21 protein-coding genes are annotated in these 20470 nt (G+C 63.6%); 8 read left to right on the top strand and 13 right to left on the bottom strand.

Translation table 11 applies throughout. The features are described 5' to 3' along the window. The first annotated feature begins 42 nt into the window (after positions 1 to 42). Positions 43 to 1197 (top strand): trans-sulfuration enzyme family protein, encoded by a 1155-nt coding sequence (locus DDQ68_RS19835; RefSeq protein ID WP_109657853.1) that lies wholly within the window; start codon positions 43 to 45, stop codon positions 1195 to 1197. Between the two features lie 174 nt (positions 1198 to 1371). Here DDQ68_RS19835 and DDQ68_RS19840 read toward each other — a convergent pair whose 3' ends face one another. The 4 genes from DDQ68_RS19840 to DDQ68_RS19855 form a co-directional block, all read right to left on the bottom strand. Next, entirely contained in the window at positions 1372 to 1914 is a 543-nt protein-coding gene (locus DDQ68_RS19840; protein WP_109657854.1) for a hypothetical protein, read from the bottom strand. Between the two features lie 93 nt (positions 1915 to 2007). Further along, positions 2008 to 3171, bottom strand: a complete 1164-nt coding sequence (locus DDQ68_RS19845) for a DegT/DnrJ/EryC1/StrS family aminotransferase (protein ID WP_109657855.1) — start codon at positions 3169 to 3171, stop codon at positions 2008 to 2010. Between the two features lie 250 nt (positions 3172 to 3421). Further along, positions 3422 to 4114 (bottom strand): NeuD/PglB/VioB family sugar acetyltransferase, encoded by a 693-nt coding sequence (locus tag DDQ68_RS19850; protein WP_109657856.1) that lies wholly within the window; start codon positions 4112 to 4114, stop codon positions 3422 to 3424. Positions 4115 to 4178: 64 nt separating this feature from the next. Continuing rightward, the gene (locus tag DDQ68_RS19855) at positions 4179 to 4826 is read right to left on the bottom strand and encodes a sugar transferase (RefSeq protein WP_109658528.1); all 648 of its coding nucleotides are present in this window, start codon (positions 4824 to 4826) and stop codon (positions 4179 to 4181) included. A gap of 198 nt (positions 4827 to 5024) precedes the next feature. Between DDQ68_RS19855 and ispE the strand changes: the two genes are divergently transcribed. Continuing rightward, positions 5025 to 5849, top strand: a complete 825-nt coding sequence (gene ispE, locus DDQ68_RS19860; RefSeq protein WP_109657857.1) for a 4-(cytidine 5'-diphospho)-2-C-methyl-D-erythritol kinase — start codon at positions 5025 to 5027, stop codon at positions 5847 to 5849. 190 nt (positions 5850 to 6039) lie between these two features. On the opposite strand, the gene DDQ68_RS19865 is transcribed toward ispE, so the two are convergent. The 4 genes from DDQ68_RS19865 to tgt all read right to left on the bottom strand — a co-directional run bounded on the left by DDQ68_RS19865 (position 6040) and on the right by tgt (position 11032). After that, positions 6040 to 7356, bottom strand: coding sequence for a DASH family cryptochrome (locus DDQ68_RS19865; RefSeq protein ID WP_109657858.1), 1317 nt, complete (start codon positions 7354 to 7356; stop codon positions 6040 to 6042). 172 nt (positions 7357 to 7528) lie between these two features. Continuing rightward, positions 7529 to 8464 carry a DMT family transporter gene (locus DDQ68_RS19870; RefSeq protein ID WP_109657859.1) on the bottom strand — a complete coding sequence of 312 codons (936 nt, stop codon included), beginning with the start codon at positions 8462 to 8464 and terminating at the stop codon, positions 7529 to 7531. A 203-nt stretch (positions 8465 to 8667) separates the two neighbouring features. After that, positions 8668 to 9747: an LptF/LptG family permease gene (locus tag DDQ68_RS19875; protein WP_109657860.1), complete on the bottom strand. Its 1080-nt coding sequence runs from the start codon at positions 9745 to 9747 to the stop codon at positions 8668 to 8670. A gap of 154 nt (positions 9748 to 9901) precedes the next feature. Continuing rightward, positions 9902 to 11032 (bottom strand): tRNA guanosine(34) transglycosylase Tgt, encoded by a 1131-nt coding sequence (gene tgt / locus DDQ68_RS19880; RefSeq protein ID WP_109657861.1) that lies wholly within the window; start codon positions 11030 to 11032, stop codon positions 9902 to 9904. 70 nt (positions 11033 to 11102) lie between these two features. On the opposite strand from tgt, the gene DDQ68_RS19885 reads away from it, so the two are divergent. Together DDQ68_RS19885 and DDQ68_RS19890 are read left to right on the top strand one after the other, a co-directional pair. Next, positions 11103 to 12251 carry a glycosyltransferase gene (locus tag DDQ68_RS19885; protein ID WP_162550265.1) on the top strand — a complete coding sequence of 383 codons (1149 nt, stop codon included), beginning with the start codon at positions 11103 to 11105 and terminating at the stop codon, positions 12249 to 12251. After that, positions 12242 to 12868 (top strand): RNA polymerase sigma factor, encoded by a 627-nt coding sequence (locus DDQ68_RS19890; RefSeq protein ID WP_109657862.1) that lies wholly within the window; start codon positions 12242 to 12244, stop codon positions 12866 to 12868. The genes DDQ68_RS19885 and DDQ68_RS19890 overlap by 10 nt, the downstream gene beginning before the upstream one ends. A 202-nt stretch (positions 12869 to 13070) precedes the next feature. Here DDQ68_RS19890 and DDQ68_RS19895 read toward each other — a convergent pair whose 3' ends face one another. Beyond that, the gene (locus tag DDQ68_RS19895) at positions 13071 to 13310 is read right to left on the bottom strand and encodes a helix-turn-helix domain-containing protein (protein WP_109657863.1); all 240 of its coding nucleotides are present in this window, start codon (positions 13308 to 13310) and stop codon (positions 13071 to 13073) included. Continuing rightward, positions 13310 to 14014 carry a DUF2975 domain-containing protein gene (locus DDQ68_RS19900; protein ID WP_162550266.1) on the bottom strand — a complete coding sequence of 235 codons (705 nt, stop codon included), beginning with the start codon at positions 14012 to 14014 and terminating at the stop codon, positions 13310 to 13312. The genes DDQ68_RS19895 and DDQ68_RS19900 overlap by 1 nt, the downstream gene beginning before the upstream one ends. Positions 14015 to 14247: 233 nt before the next feature. Between DDQ68_RS19900 and rsmG the strand changes: the two genes are divergently transcribed. After that, entirely contained in the window at positions 14248 to 14877 is a 630-nt protein-coding gene (gene rsmG / locus DDQ68_RS19905) for a 16S rRNA (guanine(527)-N(7))-methyltransferase RsmG (RefSeq protein WP_109657865.1), read from the top strand. 10 nt (positions 14878 to 14887) lie between these two features. Here rsmG and DDQ68_RS19910 read toward each other — a convergent pair whose 3' ends face one another. Further along, positions 14888 to 15874 (bottom strand): YheT family hydrolase, encoded by a 987-nt coding sequence (locus DDQ68_RS19910; RefSeq protein ID WP_109657866.1) that lies wholly within the window; start codon positions 15872 to 15874, stop codon positions 14888 to 14890. 217 nt (positions 15875 to 16091) lie between these two features. Between DDQ68_RS19910 and rpsT the strand changes: the two genes are divergently transcribed. Next, a complete protein-coding gene (gene rpsT / locus DDQ68_RS19915) occupies positions 16092 to 16349 on the top strand; it encodes a 30S ribosomal protein S20 (RefSeq protein WP_109657867.1) in 258 nt (85 codons plus the stop codon). 321 nt (positions 16350 to 16670) lie between these two features. Here the strand turns inward: rpsT and pyk are convergent, their stop codons facing one another. Together pyk and DDQ68_RS19925 are read right to left on the bottom strand one after the other, a co-directional pair. Beyond that, complete coding sequence (gene pyk / locus DDQ68_RS19920) at positions 16671 to 18110, bottom strand: pyruvate kinase (RefSeq protein ID WP_109657868.1); 1440 nt, start codon at positions 18108 to 18110, stop codon at positions 16671 to 16673. Between the two features lie 68 nt (positions 18111 to 18178). Next, a complete protein-coding gene (locus tag DDQ68_RS19925; protein WP_162550267.1) occupies positions 18179 to 18610 on the bottom strand; it encodes an IPExxxVDY family protein in 432 nt (143 codons plus the stop codon). A gap of 170 nt (positions 18611 to 18780) precedes the next feature. Between DDQ68_RS19925 and DDQ68_RS19930 the strand changes: the two genes are divergently transcribed. After that, a complete protein-coding gene (locus DDQ68_RS19930) occupies positions 18781 to 19017 on the top strand; it encodes an acyl carrier protein (protein WP_068229068.1) in 237 nt (78 codons plus the stop codon). Between the two features lie 95 nt (positions 19018 to 19112). Then, a complete protein-coding gene (fabF, locus tag DDQ68_RS19935; RefSeq protein WP_109657870.1) occupies positions 19113 to 20360 on the top strand; it encodes a beta-ketoacyl-ACP synthase II in 1248 nt (415 codons plus the stop codon). The last annotated feature ends 110 nt before the right edge of the window (positions 20361 to 20470 follow it).

Genomic DNA, 20470 nt, shown 5'->3' on the forward strand with positions numbered 1-20470 from the left:
TTACTTTGGCGCATTCTTTTCGTCCGCCCCGGGCCCCTTGCCATGAACCTGACCAATATCCACCCCAAAGTCACCCCCATTTACCAAACGTCGGTCTTCAAATTCGCCTCCCTGGCCGAGCTGGAAGAGTACTATACGGCCCCCGGGCGCGGCGGTCGCTACGGCTACTCGCGCTCCGAACACCCCAACACCGAGGAGCTGGTGGCCGCCGTGGCCCGGCTCGAAGGCGTGGCCGGCGGGGCCCTGGCCGGCGTGGCCACCGGCGCGGGCCTGAGCGGGCTGCTGGCCGCCGTGCTGGCCACCTGCCGGGCCGGCGACCACGTGCTCTGCCCCGCCGAGCTGTACGGCGGCTCGGTGGTGCTGCTCTCCAACGAGCTGAGCCGGCTGGGCATTGAAACCAGCTATGTGCCCCTGGCCGACCTCTACGACCTGGCCCGCCACGCCCGCCCTAACACCAAGCTGGTGCTGGCCGAAATCCTCAGCAACCCGCTGCTAACCGTGCTCGACGGGCCCCGGCTGGCCGCCGCCTGCCAAGCCGAAGGCGTGCTCTTACTGATTGACAACACGTTCGCCTCGCCCGCTATCAGCCAGCCCTTCAGCTGGGGGGCCGATATGGTGTGGCACTCGGCCACCAAGTACCTCGGCGGGCACTCAGACGTAACTGCCGGCCTGGTGCTGGCCCGCGACCCGGCCGTGGCCCAGCGCCTACGCCAGGTGGGCGGCAGCCTGGGCCTCACCTTGGCCCCGCTGGAAAGCTGGCTGACCCTGCGTGGCACCAAAACCTTGCGCCTGCGCATGCGCCAGCACTCCGAAAATGCTCTGGCCGTGGCCCAGTTCCTAGCCCGGCACCCAGCCGTGGGGCAGGTGTTCTACCCCGGCCTGCCCCTTGACCCCGGCCACGCCCTGGCGGCTGCCCAGCTGCGCGGCGGCCAGTTCGGCGGTATGCTCTCGTTCCGGCTGGCCGACGATACCGCGGCGGCCGTCGATGCTTTTGTTCAGAAGAGCCAGCTGTTTCCGCTGGCCCCGTCGCTGGCCGGCGTCGATTCGTCGTGCTCGTACCCGCTGGCCACTTCGCACCGCTACATTCCCGACGAGCGCCGCCGGGCCCTGGGCATCACCCCGGGCCTCATCCGCCTCAGCGTGGGTATCGAGGAAGCGGGCGATCTGCTCGCCGACCTGTCCCAGGCCCTGGGCTAGGGCCGAGGTTGGGGCCCTACAAAAAACAACAGTTATGCTGAGCGCAGCGGAGCCGAAGCATTTCTACCGCGTAACTGACCTAATTGGGTAAGCTGCTTATGCGGTAGAGATGCTTCGACTTCGCTCCGCTGCGCTCAGCATGACCGTTAATCCCTAATGGTTTAGGGGCCCCGGCTACAGTTTGTCCGATACCTGGTCGGAGATCTGGCGGGCGGTGCGCAGGGCCTGAAATTCGGCCTGCTGCGAGCGGATGGTCACCTTGTCGTCGAGTACGAAGTCGGACCGCACCTGCTCGTAGCGGCCGTTGAGGCTGCTGAGCACGGCGGCGGCGTTTGCCCAGCTGGCCGAGTTCCAGCCACGGCGGTCGGCGCGCACTTTCTCGATGAAGCGGCTGTAGGCGTCGAGCAGGGCGGGGGCCGTCAGGGCCCCCACGGTGGTTTTTTCGCGGAAGAAATCCGACACCTGCGAGTCGGCGGCCCGGCCATCGGCGGCCACGGTGCTACTGCCGGGCAGCGGGGTGCCGGCCGGCAGGGTGGTGGTGCGGGTGGTGCGGCGGATGACCTTGCCCGTGGCCGGGTCCAGGTCCTCGGTTACTTCGGTTACCTGCTCGGTGGCGGGCTTGGCCGCGGTAGTGGTTTTGGTGGCGGGCTTGGTTTGGGCGCGGGCGGCCACGGGCAGCGCCAGCAGCAGCACAGCGAGGAATCGGGAATTATTCATAGATGAAAAAAGATTGGCTGGGCCTTTAACGGCAGAGCGGGGCCCCGCGGGGGAACCAAGGCAATAAAGGGGCCAGGCTGCGTGGCACGGCCTTCAGCGCAAAGCCTCCGCCAGGGCCTCGGCCACGCGGCGCAGGTCGCTATCAGTCAGGGCGGTGCCGCTAGGCAGGCACAGGCCCCGGGCAAACAGGTCGGCGCACACCGCGCCGCCGTACATCGGCGCCTCGGCGAAGAGCGGCTGCAAGTGCATAGGCTTCCAGAGCGGGCGGCTCTCGACGTTGCGGGTTTCGAGGGCCAGGCGCAGGGTTTCGGGCGTGGCGGGCGGGGCATCAGCGTCAGCTGGGTCGGGCGGGGCGAGCAGCACGGTGGTGAGCCAGCGGTTGGACAGGGCCCCGGGCGGCTCGGCGGCAGGGGCCACGGCTAGGCCGGGCAGCGCGGCAAGGTGCCCCTGGTACCACCGGAAAATCTCGCGGCGGCGCTTCACCCGGTCGGCCAGCAGCTCCATCTGGCCGCGGCCGATGCCGGCCAGGATGTTGCTCAGCCGGTAGTTGTAGCCCACCTCCGAGTGCTGGTAGTAGGGGGCCGCGTCCTTGGCCTGGGTGGCCAGGTAGCGGGCGCGTGCAGCCAGGGTCGGGTCGTGGGTCACGAGGGCCCCACCACCGCTGGTGGTCAGTATCTTATTGCCATTAAACGAGAACACGCCCACCCGCCCGAAGCTGCCCAGCGGCTGCTGCTGCCAGGTGCTGCCCAGGGCCTCGGCCGCGTCCTCCAGGATAGGAATGTCGAATTCCTCGGCCAGGGCCCCGATTTCCGCCAGCTGGGCCGGCATGCCGTAGAGGTGCACCAGCAGCAGGGCCCGTGGCTTGTGGCCCCGCCGCAGCCGGTCCTCGATGGCCTCGCGCAGGCGCACGGGGCAAATGTTCCAGGTAGCGGCCTCGCTGTCAACGAATACCGGCGTGGCCCCGCAGTAGCGGATGGCGTTGGCCGTGGCCACGAACGTGAACGAGGGACACAGCACTTCGTCGCCGGGGCCCACGCCCAGCAGCAGCAGGCCCAGGTGCAGGGCGGCCGTGCCCGAGTTTAGGGCCACGCAAAACGGTACGCCCGCCGCCGCGCAAATATCGGCCTCGAAGCCTACCAGGTTGGGCCCCACGGGCGCCACCCAGTTGTCCTCAATGGCCTTGTGCACGTAGTTCAGCTCGTGGCGGCCGAGGTGGGGCGGGGAGAGGAAAATCCGGTCGTGGTCTTGGCTGCGCAATTGAATAGTTAACAGTTACCAGTGAACAGTTATTAGTTAATAATTAGCCGTGAAGCTGTTGGTAATTAACGGTTTGGAAATTAAAAATCATCCGTCATGCTCATCTGACGTCCGCGCAGCCGAAGCATCTCTACCGCGTCGCTGAACGATTGACTTAATGAGCGGTAGAGATGCTTCGACAAGCTCAGCATGACGGTCTGACGGCTGCACAAATAGCGCTAGTGTTCATTTGCTAATAATTCACTATCAACTACTTAATTACCCGGGCCGGCACGCCCACGGCCGTGGTGCGGGGTGGCAAGTCGCGCACTACCACGGCCCCGGCTCCCACGGTGGTGTACTCGCCCACGGCCACGCCCTGGATGACGGTGGCCCCAGTGCCGAGGTACACGCCGGGGGCCAGCCGGGCAGCGCCGCCCACGTTGGCGCGCGGCATCAGCGAGCAGAATTCACCCAGCACGGCGTCGTGACCCACGGTGCAGCCCAGGTTGAGCAGCACGAAGCGGTCGAGGGCAATGTCGCAGGTTAACATGCAGCCCTGCTGGATGATGCAGCCCTCGCGCAGGCTGATGCGCTGGGCCAGGCCCAGCACCACGCCCGGGTGCACCAGCGCCGGAAATGCTAGCTGCGCCGAGGTGAGGCGGCCCACCACGGCGGCCCGGCCGGCGCTGCTGCCCACGGCCACGGCCACGGCCAGCGGCTCGGCGGTGGCGTTGAGGTCGGCGCTGGTGCCCAGGTAGGGCAGGCCGGCCACGGTGGGCGCGGCGGGCGCCACGTCGTCGTAGAAGCCGCGTACCTCCCAGGCGGGGGCCCCGTCGGGGCCCGGAGGCAGCTGCTGCACCAGGCTCAGCACCTCGCGCCCCAGCCCGCCGGCCCCAAAAATGACGAGCGGCCGGCCGGTGCCGGGCCCGGCGTAATAATCCGAAAAGAACAGTTGAGTCATGCGACGGGCGGCGCGGGGTGAGGGGCAAGTGAGCCGCAAAGGTCGGCCCGAGGCCCCATACCGCCTACGCTGGGCCCCGAAAAGCCTCGTTGGTGGCCTGGCCCGGGGCCGCCACGCCCGCGCTGCCCAGCACGCGGCCTACCGTGCGCCACAGGATTTTCAGGTCCAGCGCCAGCGAAAGGTGGTCGACGTACCACGTATCAAAGGCAAATTTTTCTTCCCAGGCCAGGGCATTGCGCCCGTTCACCTGGGCCCAGCCCGTGAGGCCGGGGCGCACCAGGTGCCGCCGCGCCTGTGCCGGCGAGTACAGCGGCAGGTACTGCGGCAGCAGCGGCCGGGGCCCCACCAGGCTCAGGTCGCCGCGCAGGATGTTCCAAAGCTGGGGTAGCTCGTCGAGGGAAGTGCCTCGTAGCCAGTGGCCCAGGCGCGGCAGGCGCTGGGCGTCGGGCAGCAGCTGGCCGCGGGCATCGCGGGCGCTGGTCATGGTTTGGAGCTTGTAGAGCGTGAAGAGCTGCCCGCCCCGCCCCGGCCGCGCCTGCCGAAACAGCCAGGGGCCCCGGTTTTGGGCGGCGGCCAGCAGGGCCCCCAGCGCCAGCAGTGGCAGGGCCGGGGGCAGCAGCGCCAGGGCCCCGGCCACGTCGAGCCAGCGCTTGCCGCGGCGCACGTAGAAACTTTGGGCGGGGAATGCTGAATTTTGGGCGGCCGCGGGCATGAACAAAAATAGGCCGCCGGCCCGGGCTGCTGGCTTTTTCGCCGGCTGCCCGGTAATCCCCGGGGCCCCCAGGGCTTTGGGTTGCCACTGCATCGTTGCACCATTGCACCGATTCAACGATTAGCGGGCAGCCGGCGAAAAAGCCGGCAGCCCGCACCGCCCACCGGCTCGCTACTCATTTTTTCAAAACTACTCGCCTTGCTCACCTTCCCCAACGCCAAGCTCAACCTGGGCCTGTACGTCACGGCCCGCCGCCCCGATGGTTTCCACACCCTCGAAACTGTGTTTGTGCCCCTGCCCTGGACCGATGCACTGGAGCTGCTGCCCGCCGCCCCGGGCCAGCCCACCAGCCTGGGCCTCAGCGGCCGCCCCATCCCCGGGGCCCCGGAAACGAACCTGTGCGTGCGGGCCTACGCCCTGCTCCAGGCCGATTTCCCGCAGCTGCCGCCCGTGCAGCTGCACCTGCACAAAGTGGTACCCATCGGGGCGGGCCTGGGCGGTGGCTCGGCCGATGCAGCTTTTGCCCTGAAGGCGGCTAATGAGCTGTTTGGTTTGAACTTACCAACGGATGCGCTGGAAGGCTATGCCCGCCGCCTGGGAGCCGACTGCGCTTTTTTTATTCAGAACAAGCCCGTGCTGGCCCGCGAAAAGGGCGACGTGTTCGAACCCATCAGCCTCGATCTGGCCGGTACCGCCTGCGCCGTGGTGTACCCCGGCCTGCACATCAGCACGGCCGAAGCCTACGCCCGCATCGTGCCGCACGCGCCCGCCCACCCGCTGCGCGAAGCTCTGGGGGGGGCCATCGGCACCTGGCGCCACACTGTGGCCAACGACTTCGAAACCGCCCTGACGCCCACCTACCCGGTGCTGGCCGCCATCAAGCAGCAGCTCTACGCCGCCGGAGCGGCCTACGCCAGCTTGTCGGGTTCGGGCTCGGCTGTGTACGGCCTGTGGCTCGGCCAGCCCGAGGCCCCGGCGCTGCCCTGGCCCGCCGAGTACCTGGTGTGGCGCGGGCAGCTTTAGGGCCCCGGGGCGGCCGGCTGTGCTCATCGCAAAGTAAAATGCGGTAACACCGTAGTAGGGTGCGGGGCTTGCCCCCGCCCGCCGTTTGCACCGTTTCTACGATTCAGTGCAACGACGGGCGGGGCCAAGCCCCGCACCCCACGGCGCCACGCGAGTACACAAAAAACATTTTAGACTTAAAAACAACGACTTACGCCAACCAGGTGCGCACATACTGGCCCTGCGGGTCGTAGCGCTTGGCCTGTTGGGCCACATCGAAGGCGGTATCGCGCACGTCGGTGCCGGTGCCGGCGATGTACTTCCAGTTGCCCCAGTTCGAGGCCGCGTCGTGGTCGATGAGCTGGTGCTCGAAGTAGGCCGCGCCCCAGCGCCAGTCCTGGTGCAGGTCGTGGATGAGGTAGCTGGCCACGTTCTGCCGGCCGCGGTTGCTCATGAAGCTGGTGGCGTTTAGCTCGCGCATGTTGGCGTCTACAAAGGCGTTGCCGGTACGGCCAGCGGCCCAGGCGTCGAACACGGTTTTTTCGGGCTGAATGGGCTTGGGAAGCTGGTCGCGCAGGCCGCGCCAGCGGAAGAAATCCGGCCCGGCTTTCTGGGCCAACAGGCGGAAATAGTCGCGCCACAGCAGCTCCAGCCGCAATTGCAGGGCCCCCTTGCTACGGGCCCCGTGGGCATCGTCGTAGCCATCAATGGCCGCCCACACCTGCCGGGCCGACAAGCTCCCGTTGGCCAGCCAGGGCGAAAGCTTAGTGCTGAAGGCCTCGCCCAGCAGCTGGTTGCGGGTGTCGTCGTAACGGCCAATGAGGTGGCGCTCAATGGCGTAATCGTGCAGGCGGGCCAGGCCGGTGGTTTCGCCCCCGCCCAGCGCGGGCAGGGCCGAGCGCCGGTCGGGCCGAACGCGCACCAGCGACGGCTGCCCCAGTTCAGCGGCAATTAAATCGGCATTGGGCAGTGGCGCGGGTGCGAAGCCCGCCGGCAGCGGCGGCAGCCGGCGCGGGGCGGGTAGCGGTGGCCGCACCGTCATCTTCGAAAAAACATCAAACCGAAACTTGCTGAAGGAAAAGGGCAGGTTGCGCACGGGAATGGGCAGGTCGGCGGGGTGCAGCAGCGTCAGGGTTTCGAAGCGGCGCAGCGGAATTTGGGGCCCCAGCGCGGCGGTAAGGGCATCTTCGGCCTCCTCTTCCTCAGTGGTATGCTCGGTGCTGGCGTGCACGGCCTGCGCGCCCAGCTGCCGGGCCAGGGCGGGCAGCACGTCCTCGGGGCGGCCCACCGCGAAGTGAATGCCAGAGCCCAGCGCGGCGTAGCGCCGCTGCAAGTCGGCCAGGGCTTCGAGCAGGAAGGCCAGGCGGTGCGGGCCGGTGCGCGGCAGGCCCAGGTAGGCATCGGGCCCCAGGGCCACGGGGTCGAAGCAGTACACCGGCAGTAGGGCCGTGGCGCCGGGCGGCAGGGCGGCCAGCACTTCGTTGTCGTGCATGCGCAGGTCGTTGCGCAGCCAGTACAGGATAGTCATGAATCGAGAAGAGGCGGGTTCGGCCTCTTAACAGCGCAACTCGGCAAACCTCTTTAGGGCCCCCAGCGTGTAGCGCGGACTTTGTAGTCCGCGGCTCTGCACGGTCGCCCAACGATTAATCGGCAGGACGAAGCGAGCGCCGCGGACTACAAAGTCCACGCTACAAACCGTGCTACACCACCGCGTCCAGGGCCTGGGCGCGGCGGGTGCGGCGGCGGTTCCACTGCTCGATTACTGGGTGGATGAGCACGCTGGCCAGGATGATAATCGTGCCCAGGTAGAAGCCGCCTGCCATGCGCTCCTGCCCGAAGCCCTGCACCCGCAGCCAGTACAGCAATTGCGCCAGCAAAATGCCATATACCGGCTCCAGGTTGATGGTGAGGTTGACGACGAAGGCCGACAGGCGCTTCATCAATTCCACCGACGATGAGAAGGCGTACACCGTGCACACGCCTGCCAGCACGGCCATCCACAGCCAGCCGTAGCCGTGCAATGCCAGCTGCACGCCCGCGCCCTGGGTGAAGTAGCGCCCATAAAACGGCAGGAAAATGGCGATGCTCAGGCAGGCCCCCGCCATTTCATAGAAGGTGAGCCTGACCGGCGCGTGGCGCTTCACAAGTTGCGAATTGAGCACGCTGAACAGGGCCGAGAGCCCCGCCGAGCCCACCGCCACCAGTAGGCCCGTGAGCTGGTTCAGTTCAGCCTGCGAAATCAAATACAGGCCCAGCATGGCCCCCAGGCCCAGGGCCACCTCGTAGGGCCGCACCCGCCGCCACAGCAGCAGCGGCTCCAGCAGCGAGGTCCAAAGGGCCAGCGTCGCCATGCCCGCCAGGCACACGCTCACGGACGAGAGGCGCGCGGCCAGGAAAAATGTAATCCAGTGGGCGGCCACCAGCGTGCCCACGCCCAGCAGCTTCAGGGCCTCGCGCCATGGCAGGCGCCAGCCCAGGCCCCGCGCTGCCAGCAGCAGCCCCAGCCCGCTGCTGGCCAGCAGCGTGCGCCAAAACACCAGTTCTACGGCCGGCGTGGGGGCTAGCAGCTTGCCCAATATGGCCGTGAAGCCCCACAGCAGCACAATGAAATGAAGGCGGAGGTAGTCTTTTAACACCGATTAATTCTAATGTGAGAAATGTGCGGGATGTGGAAATGTGAAAGCGAGGAGCAGGTGGCAATGTGAGAGTGAAGGAAAAGGCCGTCATGCTGAACGCAGTGAAGCACCTCTCCCGCTGACTAAATCATGGATTACTGCTGCAGTAGAGATACTTCACTGCGTTCAGCATGACGGCCTTTCTCTCTACAAAGCAGCCCGATTTACTTCGGTACGAAGCGGTACAGCGCCAGACCAATAACCAGAAAAATGGAGTTGGGGACCCAGGCGGCTACCAGCGGGGCGAGGGTGCCTACCTGGGCCAGGTTGCGGCTCAGCATCACGAAGATGATGAACACGAAGGCTAGCACGAAGCCCAGCGCAATTTGTCCGCCCACCCCGGCCCGCGACTTCCGGGCGCTGAGCGACACTCCGATGAGGGTGAGGATGAGCGTGGCGAAGGGGTAGGAGTAGCGCTCGTACTTGGCGCTCATGTAGGTGGCCGTGTCGTCGGCGCCGCGGTCTACCTTCTCCCGGATGAAGGCGTTGAGCTGCGGCAGGGTCAGGGTTTCTTCCTCGTGGTAGTGGCTGGCGAAGTCCTTGGGCGTGAGGCGCAGCGTAGTATCGCGGGCGGGCACGGTCAGCAGCGTCTCGTCCTGGGGCCCCCGGAAGGTGCGAATGAGCTGCGGCGACATGTGCCAGACCTGCTTGGTCGAGTCCCAGCTGATGGCGTCGGATGTCATCCGCCGGTGCAGAATGGTGCTGTCAATCGTCTCTAAGGCAAAGCGGTAGCCTACGTTGCGCTGGCTGTCGTAGCTCTGCATGTACACGTAGCTGCGGGGCCCGATGCGGATGTGCACGTCGTGCCCCTTAAAGGTGTAGGGCAGCTTCACGTAGGCCCGCTCGAAGCGCACGCGCTGCTTATTCGCCAGCGGCAGCACCCAGCCCGTAAGCGCAAAAATGAACAACCCCACTAGCGCTGCCGCCGCCAGATACGGCGTTAGCAACCGCTTGAAGCTCACGCCGCTGGCCATGATGGCCACAATTTCGGTGCGCGAGGCCAGCTGGGCCGTCACGAACACCACGGCAATGAAAATGGTAATCGGGGCCAGCAGGTTGGAGAAGTACGGAAACAGGAACACGTAGTACTCGAATACAATCTGCTTCATCGTCAGCTTGTGCTGGATGAAATCGTCGTTCTTCTCGGTAAAGTCAATCACGCAAATCACCGACACGATGATGAGCACCGTGAAGACGAACGCCGTGAGGAATTTCTTGATAATGTATTTATCGAGGATTTTCACAATAGACGAGCGCTAAGTAGGTAAGCGGTGAGCAGTTAAAATGGGTCATGCTGAGCTTGTCGAAGCATCTCTACTGCTCAACTAATCATGATTTACTGCCGCAGTAGAGATGCTTCGATAAGCTCAGCATGACGGCCCAACTCATGATTTTTAATTACAATCTGGTCATTACCTGCTGCACCATGCGGTCTTTCCAGGGCCCAAACGTGCCGGCCACAATTTGCGTGCGGGCTTCGCGTACCAGCCACAAATAGAAGGCCAAGTTGTGGGCCGAGGCAATTTGGGGGCCCAGCAGCTCCTTGCACTGGAACAAGTGCCGCAGGTAGGCCCGCGAGTAGAAGGTGCTGGCCACGCCGGGCAGGCTGGGGTCGATGGGTGTGAAGTCCGTCGCCCACTTCTTGTTGGTGATGTTGACGATGCCCTGCGTGGTGAACAGCATGCCGTTGCGGGCGTTGCGGGTCGGCATCACGCAGTCGAACATGTCCACGCCCAAGGCAATGTTTTCTAGGATGTTGGCCGGCGTGCCCACGCCCATCAGGTAGCGCGGCTTGTCGGCGGGCAGGATGTCGCAGACCAGCTCTGTCATCTCGTACATCAGCTCGGCGGGCTCGCCCACGCTCAGGCCCCCAATGGCGTTGCCGGCCCGCCCTTGGGCTGCCACAAACTCGGCCGACTGCACCCGCAGGTCCTTAAAGGTGCTGCCCTGCACGATGGGAAACAGGTTCTGCTCAAACCCGTAGAGGCCCTCGGTAGCGTCGAAGCGTTGGATGCAGCGTTGCAGCCAGCGGTGCGTCAGGTCGAGCGAGCGGCGGGCGTAGTCGTACTCGCAGGGCCAGGGCGTGCACTCGTCGAAGGCCATGATGATGTCGGCCCCAATTACGCGCTGGATGTCCATCACGCCCTCCGGCGTAAACAGGTGCTTCGAGCCGTCGACGTGCGAGCGGAACGTGACGCCCTCCTCCTTGATTTTGCGGGTGTTGCTGAGCGAAAATACCTGGTAGCCGCCCGAGTCCGTGAGGATGGGCCCGTCCCAGCCGTTGAAGCGGTGCAGGCCCCCAGCGGCTTGCAGTACCTCCAGGCCCGGGCGCAGGTACAAGTGGTAGGTGTTGCCGAGGATGATCTGGGCCTGCACGTCGGTGCGCAGCACCTGCTGGCTCACCGCCTTCACGGTGCCGGCCGTGCCCACGGGCATAAAAATGGGCGTTTCGATGGCCCCGTGGGCCGTGTGCAGCAGCCCGGCGCGGGCCTTGGTGGCGGGGTCGCGGGCAAGAAGGTCAAAGGTCATAAGCGGCCGCAAAGGTAGCCCCGCCGGCCCGGGGCCCCTACCTTTGCCCGCTCATTTGCGTTGCCTGCCGTTGCCTCCGTATTTACCTAAGTCCCCCGTTTTCTGGTTGCTGGTGGCCTGTGTGCTGGTGCAGTTCTATTACTGGTTCTACTACTTCGGGCCTTTCGCTCGCCGCCCCGCCGAGGCCCCGGCCGACGCCCCGGGGCCCGACGACGAGCCGGTGTCGGTCGTCGTCTGCGCCCGCAACGAGCTGGAAAACCTGCGCCGCCTACTGCCCCTTTTGCTGAAGCAAGACTACCCGGCAGGCTTCGAAATCGTCCTCATCGACGATCGCAGCTACGACGAAACCCAGGACTACGCCCAGCAGCTGGGCCAATACTACGCCGGCCGCTTCCGCCTCGTCACGGTGAAGCGCACGCCCGACGGCTTCGCCCCCAAAAAGTACGCCCTCACCCTGGGCATCAAGGCCGCCCGCCACGCCCGCCTGCTCTTCACCGACGCCGACTGCATTCCGGCCACCAACCAGTGGCTGCGCCTGATGCAGCGCGGCTTTGGGGCCCCCGGGGCCCCGGCCGGCCTCGTGCTGGGCTTCTCGGGCTACGCCGAGGGCCCCGGGCTGCTCAATCGCCTCATCCGCTACGAAACGCTGCTGACGGCCGCCCAATACCTCAGCTTTGCCTGGCGCGGGCGGCCCTACATGGGCGTGGGCCGCAACCTGGGCTACACCCGGGCCACGTTTGCGGCCACCAAGGGCTTCGCTAGCCACATTCGCCGCCTCAGCGGCGACGACGACCTACTGGTGCAAGACGCAGTGGCCCAGGGCCTGCGCGCCGCCGTGGTAGCCGATGGCCCCGCCCAAACCCTGAGCGAGCCGGCCGCCACCTGGGGAGCTTGGTGGACGCAGAAGCGCCGCCACCTCTCGGCCGGCAGCCGCTACCGCCTGGCCGACCGCGTCCGCATCGGTACCTTCGTGCTGGCCAACGTGCTGGCCTACGCCCTTACCGTAGGGCTGGTATTCTCGCCCGAACATTGGGTACCTTTGGCGGTTATTTGGGTCCTGCGAACCTTTGCCCTGGCCTCCGTGTACGGCATCCTGGGCCGGCGTTTGGAACAAAATTTGCCGACCGCGTGGCTACCGCTGCTCGACGGCCTCTACTTCGCCCAATACGTCACCATCAGCCTTTCCTTGCTATTCAAGCGTTCCCTTCGATGGAAGTAAATAATAACCAAGATATTCAGAAGCAATTTTCTGCCAAGGCCAAGCACGACTTCAAGCTTATCCGCGCCGCCGTGGACCACGGTGACGAGAAGGCCTACGCCGAGCTGATGCAGATTTATAAGAAGCCCGTGTACCACGTGGTGCTGAAAATGGTGCGCAACCAGGACGACGCCGAGGACCTCACCATCGAGGCCTTCGCCAAAGCCTTCAAAAACCTGCACAAGTTCAACCCCGAGTACGCCTTTAGCACCTGGCTGTTCCGCATCGCCACCAACAACTGCATCGATTTCATTCGCAAGAATAAAATCAAAACGATGTCGATTGATTCGGCCATTAAGGTGGACAACGGCGACGAAATCACCATCGATTTCCGCGACAACGACCTGAACCCGGCCGAGCACGCTGTGCGCAACCAGAAAATCGAAATCATGCGCCACGTCGTGTCGCGCCTGCCTGACAAGTACCAGCGCCTCGTGAGCCTGCGCTACTTCGACGAGCTGAGCTACGAGGAAATCGCCACCGAGCTCAAAGCCCCCCTCGGCACCGTGAAAGCCCAGCTGCACCGCGCCCGCGAGCTGCTCTACGACATGATGAAGCACACCAAGCAGATTATCTAGCCATAAAAAAAGCCCCGTAAGTCGGGGCTTTTTTTATGGCCGCTGGGGCCCCCAGCGTTCGGGTGCTATCCGAGTAGGAGAGAAAGAGTAGGCGGTCATGCTGAGCTTGTCGAAGCATCTCTCCCGCGGCAGCAATCAATGGTTACTGCCGCGGGAGAGATGCTTCGATAAGCTCAGCATGACCGCCTATCTGGATAGTCCCTCATTCCCCATCGGCTCCCGGGCGTAGGTCGGCTGGGTCGGGGCCGTGTTCCAGCAAGTCGCCCGGCTGGCAGTCCAGGGCCTGGCAAATGGCGGCCAGCGTGCTGAAGCGCACGGCCTTGGCCTTGCCGCTTTTCAGAATGGACAAGTTGGCCAGCGTAATGCCTACGGCCTCAGCTAGGGCGCTGAGCGTCATCTTGCGCCGGGCCAGCATCACGTCGAGGTTCACGATGATTGGCATCAGATAACGAGTTCGGCCTCCTGGCTTAGTTCCACGCCGCGCCGGTACACAATGGCAATAACGGTCAGCCCAACGCCCACCCACACATTCGGTAGCGTATTTTCGGTGTTCAGGCTCACGTAATGATTGAGGGTTTCGGCCAACCCCGGGGCCCTAAAAGCGGGTACCAGCGCCCGAACCAGTATGTAAGCCACTTTCTCCCAAATGAACGAGCCGAGTACTAGCAGCGCCAGCTGGCTCAGCCGCCGGGCGTTGGCAAAAGTGAACGGTGTGGCAGGCGTCACGTCGCGTAGCAGCCGCCACAGCAAGTGGCTGCCGATGGCTAGGAAAAGTAGCCAAGGCAATGAAAATAAGCTTTCGGAAGCCCCCAGATAAAACAAGGCCACCCGTTTCCAAGGCGTGGGCTCGCGGTAGCGGAGCAGCGGTTCGCGCGGGTCGGCTGCCAGTTCAAAGCCCCCGGCAGCAGCTTGCAGAGCGGGTAGGGGCCCCCGGTCCTCGCGCATGGGACGGCCTTGCCAACCGTCGTCAAACCCCGCCTTAGTGTCGTGCAGTGCTGGGAAAAGATTAGGCGAAAAAGTGTTCAGCACCAGCCGCACCTCGGGGCCCCCGGTGGCAATGTCATAGGTTCGTCCGATTGACTGGATTGAAAACACGAAGGCGCCAAACAGCAGTAGTCCAACGACTACCCGACTGAGGAGTAGCATACTTTTCAAACCAAACCAATTCTTTAGCTTTCCTTTTTGCATGACGAATAAGAATTAATTGCCGCCAGCAAAGGAACACATATTTATTGATATTCAATAAATATGTGTTGATAAAAAATAAATTTATATCGTAAAGCAATTAAGTATAAAATCCTGATTCTGTCAAACGGCCGTACTAGGTGTGGGGCCCCGGCGGCGGCACAGAAGCCGCCGAACCGTGCAACTTTGCGCCCATGAACCTCCTCCAGCAGCACTTCCCCGCGTTCACGCCCGCGCAGCTCCGGCTTTTCCAGCAGCTCGAAGCCGAATTCCGCGTCATCAACGAGCAGGTGAACCTGGTGTCGCGCGCCGACATGGACAACTTCACGGAGCGGCACGTTTTGCACTCGCTGGGCCTGGCCAAGGTGGTGCAGTTCCCGAAGGGCAGCGCTGTGCTCGACGTGGGCACCGGCGGGGGCCTGCCCGGCCTGCCGCTGGCCATTGCGTTCCCGGAGGTGCACTTCCACTTGGTGGACAGCATCGGGAAGAAAATCCGGGCGGTGCAGTTCCTGGCCGGGGCCCTGGGCCTCGACAACGTGACGGCCGAGCACACCCGCGCCGAGCAACTGCGCCCCAAATACGACTTCGTGGTGAGCCGCGCCGTAGCCCGGCTGGCTACTTTCCACCCGTGGATAGCCCACTTATTCAAACCCAAGGGCCTGCGCGAGAGCGGCTTGTATTGCCTGAAGGGCGGCGACCTGACCGAGGAAATTGCCGAATCTGGCCTGGTGGCTACCGTCACCGATTTGGCGCAATTTTTCCCCGAGGAATTCTACGAAACCAAGAAAGTCGTGTTCGTGCCCGCCAACTCGCGGGTGCGCTAGCCGCGGGCAATCAGGTCGGCAGGGCCCCCAGCAAAAACTCCACCGCCCGCCGCTCCGAGTAGTACGCGCCGTCGGGGTTCCCCTCGCCAAAGCCCACGTGCCCGCCCTCGGGCGGCGTTTCGAGGTACACGAAGGCGGAGGCCTCCGCCACGGCGCGTGGAAAGCACGAGGGCGGCAGAAACGGGTCATTCTCCGCGTTCACCAGCAGCGTGGGCACTTGAATGTCAGCTAAATACTGCCCCGAGCTAGCGTAGGCGTAGTAAGCGTCGGCCGAGGCAAAGCCGTGCATGGGGGCCGTGTAGCGCTCATCAAACTGCGGAAAATCGCGCAGCTCGTCGAGCCCGGTCAGGTCCACCTCGCCGGGCAGCAGCACCGCCTTATCGCGGATTTTCTGGCGCAGCGTTTTAAGGAAGCGCCGCATGTACACCGTGTTTTGGGGCCGGCCGATGTGCAGGGAGCTGGCCCGCAAATCGGTGGGCACCGAAAACACGGCGGCGCGTTTTACTTCAGCTGGTACTCGGCCTGGGGCCTCGCCCAAGTACTTGAGCGTCACGTTACCGCCCGCCGAAAAGCCCGTCAGGTACGCGTGCCGGTAGCGGCCGGTGGCCAGGGCATGGCGGAGCACTAGGTCCAAATCCTCCGTATCGCCGAGGTGGTAGGAGCGGAGCAGGCGGTTCATCTCGCCGCCGCAGCTGCGGTAGTTCCAGGCCAGCGCGTCGAGGCCAGCGCGGTTGAGGGCCCGCACCATACCGCGCACGTAGGCCCGGTCGCTGCTGCCCTCCAGGCCGTGCGAGACCACCGCGAGGCCGTTGGCGGGGCCCCCGGCTGGCAGCCGGCTCCAGTCCAGGTCGAGGAAGTCGCCGTCGGCCAATTCCAGCCGCTCGCGCTCGTAGGCCACGTCGGGCACCGAGCGCCACAGGCTGGGCACAATGGTCTGCACGTGGCCGTTGAACAGGTAGCGGGGCGGCTGGTAGGCCGAATGCGAAACAAGGGGCATGGCAGTAAGCAGGAGCCCGGCCGTAAGCGGGTGGGACTTTCCCAAAGATGGGAAGTAATCAGCGTGCTTACCACGTTTTCATTAAACGCTCATTGAGGTGAAGCTCCAGTAAATTTCTTAAAGATCAGGTTTGCTGGTTCAGGATAATTCCTTACCTTTGCTCTCCCAAACGCAAAAATCCTCGGCTCAACGGTCGAATTTTATAGTTTTTCTTGTCATGGCAAACCACAAGTCGGCTCTCAAGCGCATCCGCAGCAACGAAGCCAAGCGCGTACTGAACCGCTACCAGCACAAATCGACCCGTACAGCTATCAAAAAGCTACGCGCCATCACCGACAAAACGGCCGCTCAGGACCTGTTGAAGAAAGTGTCGTCGATGCTGGACCGTCTGGCCAAGAAGAGCATCATCCACAAAAACAAAGCTGCTAACAATAAGAGCAAGCTCACGAAGTTCGTTAATGCGCTTGGCGCGTAACGAATAGGAGGGCCGAACTGCGCCGCCCCAAGGTTCGGTCCTCCGCTCTCTACCAAGAGGCCCCGTTTCCAGCTGGAAACGGGGCCTCTTGTGCGTTACAGGCCAACCAGAATCAGCAGGTGCTCAGTCGTGGTGGGAGTCGACGACGCCACGGGGACCCCAGCCACGTTGCATCATTGGCACCTGCGTGCCCAGGGCTATGATGCGTGCTTGGTTGGGGCCTTAAAAAAAACGCCCCGGCTGCTAATAGTCGGGGCGTTTTTGTTGGCAAGTAAAGGTGCGGGGGAGCCGAAAAGTCCGGCAGTCCCCGCCATTTGAAGCTTAAGCTACGGTGACCTTTACCATGTTGGCCTTGCCTTTTTCCTGCATGGGCATCGAGCCAGTGGTGATGAACACGTCGCCGGTGGCAAGATAGCCGGTGCTGGTGAGCACCGAGCGGATGTCGGATACGGTGCTGTCGGTGCTGATGTAGCGGTCGTAGTAGAAGCAGCGTACGCCCCAGACGAGGCTCAGGGCCGTGAGCAGGGAGCGGTTGCCGGTGAAGATGAAGATACTGGCTTTAGGGCGGTACTTAGCAATCTGGAAGGCCGTGTAGCCTTTGTAAGTAAGGCCGGTAATGACCTTGGCGTCCGTATTTTTGGCCAGGTGGCAGGCAGCCGATAAAATACTGTTGGCCATGAAGGAAGGGCTGGCGGGGTCGATGGTGCGCCAGCGGTAAAACAGGTGGGGGCTCTGGGTTTCCACGCTCATGATGGTGCCCACCATGGAGCGAATCACCTCGGCCGGGTAGGCCCCCACGGCGGTTTCGGCCGAGAGCATCACGGCGTCGGCCCCGTCGAGCACAGCGTTGGCCACGTCGCTGGTTTCGGCGCGGGTGGGGCGCGGGGCCGTAATCATCGACTCCATCATCTGGGTAGCCACGATGACGGGCTTGCCCGCCGCGTTGCACTTGGCAATGATCATTTTCTGGGCCATCGGTACCTCCTCCATCTTCACTTCCACGCCGAGGTCGCCGCGGGCCACCATCACGGCATCGGTGACGGCAATGATTTCGTCGAGGTTTTCCAGGCCTTCGGGCGTCTCAATCTTGGCCACCACGCGGATGTCCTTGCCGGCTTCGGCGATGAGCTGCTTGATGAAGCGGATGTCCTCGGCGCGGCGTGCGAAGCTCAGCGCAATCCAGTCCACGTCGTTAGCGAGGCCAAACTTGAGGTCCTCGATGTCTTTCTCCGTCATGCTCGGGGCCGATACCTTCGAGTCGGGCAGGTTGATGCCCTTGCGGGGCTTTACCAGGCCGCCGTAGATAACCTCCACATCCACCTCGGCCTCGCGGTCGGTGGCCAGCACCCTCAGCTCAATCTTGCCATCGTCGATAAGGATCATGTCGCCGGGCTTCACGTCGCGGGCCAGGCCCAGGTAAATCGTGCTCAGGCGGGTGGCCGTGCTGATTTCCTTTTCGCCGCACACAAGCTTGATTTTGTCGCCGCGCTTAATTTCCACGCCGCCGCCCTCCACGTCGCCGAGCCGAATTTTGGGGCCCTGTAAGTCCTGGAGCAGGCCCACGTTGGTGCGCAGGTCCTTGTTGAGGCGGCGCACCGTATTGATGACCGCCAGGTGCTCCTCGTGGGCCCCGTGCGAGAAGTTGAGCCGAAACACGTCCACGCCCTCGCGGATGAGCATGCCGAGGCGCTCGTAGGTATTGGAGGCGGGCCCTACGGTGGCCACAATTTTGGTTTTATTGAAGTTGGGTCGGTTTTCCATTAACGGGGAGAAGGGTTCGGGCTGTAAGTTTAAGAAAAAGGAGCTGGCCGGTGCCGATCTTCGGGGCCCTACAAAATCAAATTCTCTTTGTATTTAAGCGTACTGGGGTCAAATTGGGTCGCGTGCTGCACCGCAGTCAGGGCAGCGAGGCGGGCCACCAGGGCAGCGCCGGCCAGCTCATCGCCGCCGTTCGTCACGGCCAGCAAGTAGTCGTACTCCTTAAAGTCGGGGGCCAGAAAAGGCTTTGGGAAGGCCGACAGTACCAGGGACCGGTTGCGAAACAAGCGCAGCGTAAGCACCTCCGTGGCGTACAAATAATGGCTGAACATAAGCTGCTCGCGCCCGGGCATTGGAAGCAGCAGATCGGGCTGCCGGCGCAGGCGCAGGCGCAGGGCCTGGTTGAGGGCCCAGGCCAGCGAGTAGTCGCGGGCGCTGGACACGAGCCCGAACAGGTCGAAATCGCAGGCCAGCTCCACATCCAGGGTAAAAGTCTTCGTCACGGCGGCGGGCGGCCGCCACACTGGGCTGCCGGGGCAAAGCTACGGGCGATTGGGGCCCCAAACACAGGCCCTGGCCACAATCTTACACCCGCGTTTTGGGCCCTAATACCAGGCTTGGTTAGAAAATCTCTCGTTACTTTGCGCAGTAATCTTCTTTAAACCCCACGGAAATGTCTGAAATCGCAGAAAAAGTAAAAGCCATCATTATTGATAAATTAGGGGTGGAAGCCTCGGAAGTGACCCCGGAAGCCAGCTTTACCAACGACTTGGGCGCCGATTCGCTCGACACTGTGGAGCTGATTATGGAATTCGAAAAGGAGTTCAACGTGAGCATTCCCGACGACCAGGCCGAGAACATTCAGACCGTGGGCCAGGCCGTTAGCTACCTCGAAGAGCACGCCAAGTAGTCTCTACGCTTTATAGTTGCCATGACCGGCCGGCTCGCCGCCGGCCGGTTTCATGGTTTTAGTCTGCTCCTTTTTTGCGCCGCTGGCGCTTGCTTATGTCGTCCATCCGACGCGTTGTCGTTACCGGCCTCGGGGCCATCACGCCGATTGGCAGCACCGTTCCAACCTACTGGGAAGGCCTGAAAAACGGCGTGAGTGGCGCCGCCCTCATCACCCGTTTCCCCGCCGCCAAGTTTAAAACCCGCTTTGCCTGCGAGGTGAAGGACTACAACCCCGACACTTACTTCGACCGCAAGGAGGGCCGCAAAATGGACCTCTTCACGCAGTTTGCCGTCATTGCTTCCGACGAAGCCATCGCCGACGCCGGCCTGCTGGAAGGCGTCGACAAGGACCGTGTAGGCGTGATTTGGGGCTCGGGCATCGGCGGGCTGCGCTCGCTGCAAGAAGAGTGCTTCCAGTTTGAGCGCGGCGACGGTACGCCGCGCTACTCGCCCTTCTTCATCCCGCGCATGATTGCCGACTCCTCGTCGGGCAATATTTCCATCAAAAACGGCTTCCGGGGCCCCAACTTCGTTACCACTTCGGCCTGCGCCTCGTCGAACGATGCGCTGATTGCCGCCTTTAACAACATCCGCCTGGGCCTGGCCGACGCCATCGTGACCGGCGGCTCCGAGGCGGCCATCACCGAGTCGGGCGTGGGCGGCTTCAACGCCCTCAAGGCCATGAGCGAGCGCAACGACGACCCCGCTTCCGCCTCGCGGCCCTACGATAAGGACCGCGACGGCTTCGTGCTGGGCGAGGGCGCCGGGGCCCTGGTGCTCGAAGAGTACGAGCACGCTAAAGCCCGCAGCGCCAAGATGTACGCCGAGGTTATCGGCGGCGGCATGTCGTCGGACGCCTACCATATCACCGCCCCCGACCCCTCGGGCTCCGGCGTGGTGCTGGTGATGCGCAACGCCCTGCGCGACGCCGGCATTGCCCCCGAGGACGTGGACTACATCAACACCCACGGCACGAGCACGCCGCTCGGCGACGGGGCCGAAATCAAGGCCATCGAAACCGTGTTCGGGGCCCACGCCGCGGTCCTGAACATTTCCTCGACCAAGAGCATGACCGGGCACCTGCTAGGCGGGGCCGGTGGCATTGAGGCGGTGGCGTGCATTTTTGCCATGCAGAACAGCTTGGTGCCGCCCACTATCAACCTGCACACGCCCGACCCGGAAATCAACCAGGCCCTGAACTTCACTCCCAACGTGGCCCAGGCCCGCGAAGTGAACGTGGCCATGAGCAACACCTTCGGCTTCGGGGGCCACAACACGTCGGTAATTTTCCGCAAGCTTTAATCGCAGATTAAGCAGATTTTAAAAGAATTGCGCTGCTTTAATTGTTGGCTAGGTAAGTGCTTGCAGCGGTTGGGATTGCTGGAGAGCAACGATTGTTGGACCAGTAAAAC

This window comes from Hymenobacter nivis (assembly GCF_003149515.1).
Classification (GTDB): domain Bacteria; phylum Bacteroidota; class Bacteroidia; order Cytophagales; family Hymenobacteraceae; genus Hymenobacter; species Hymenobacter nivis.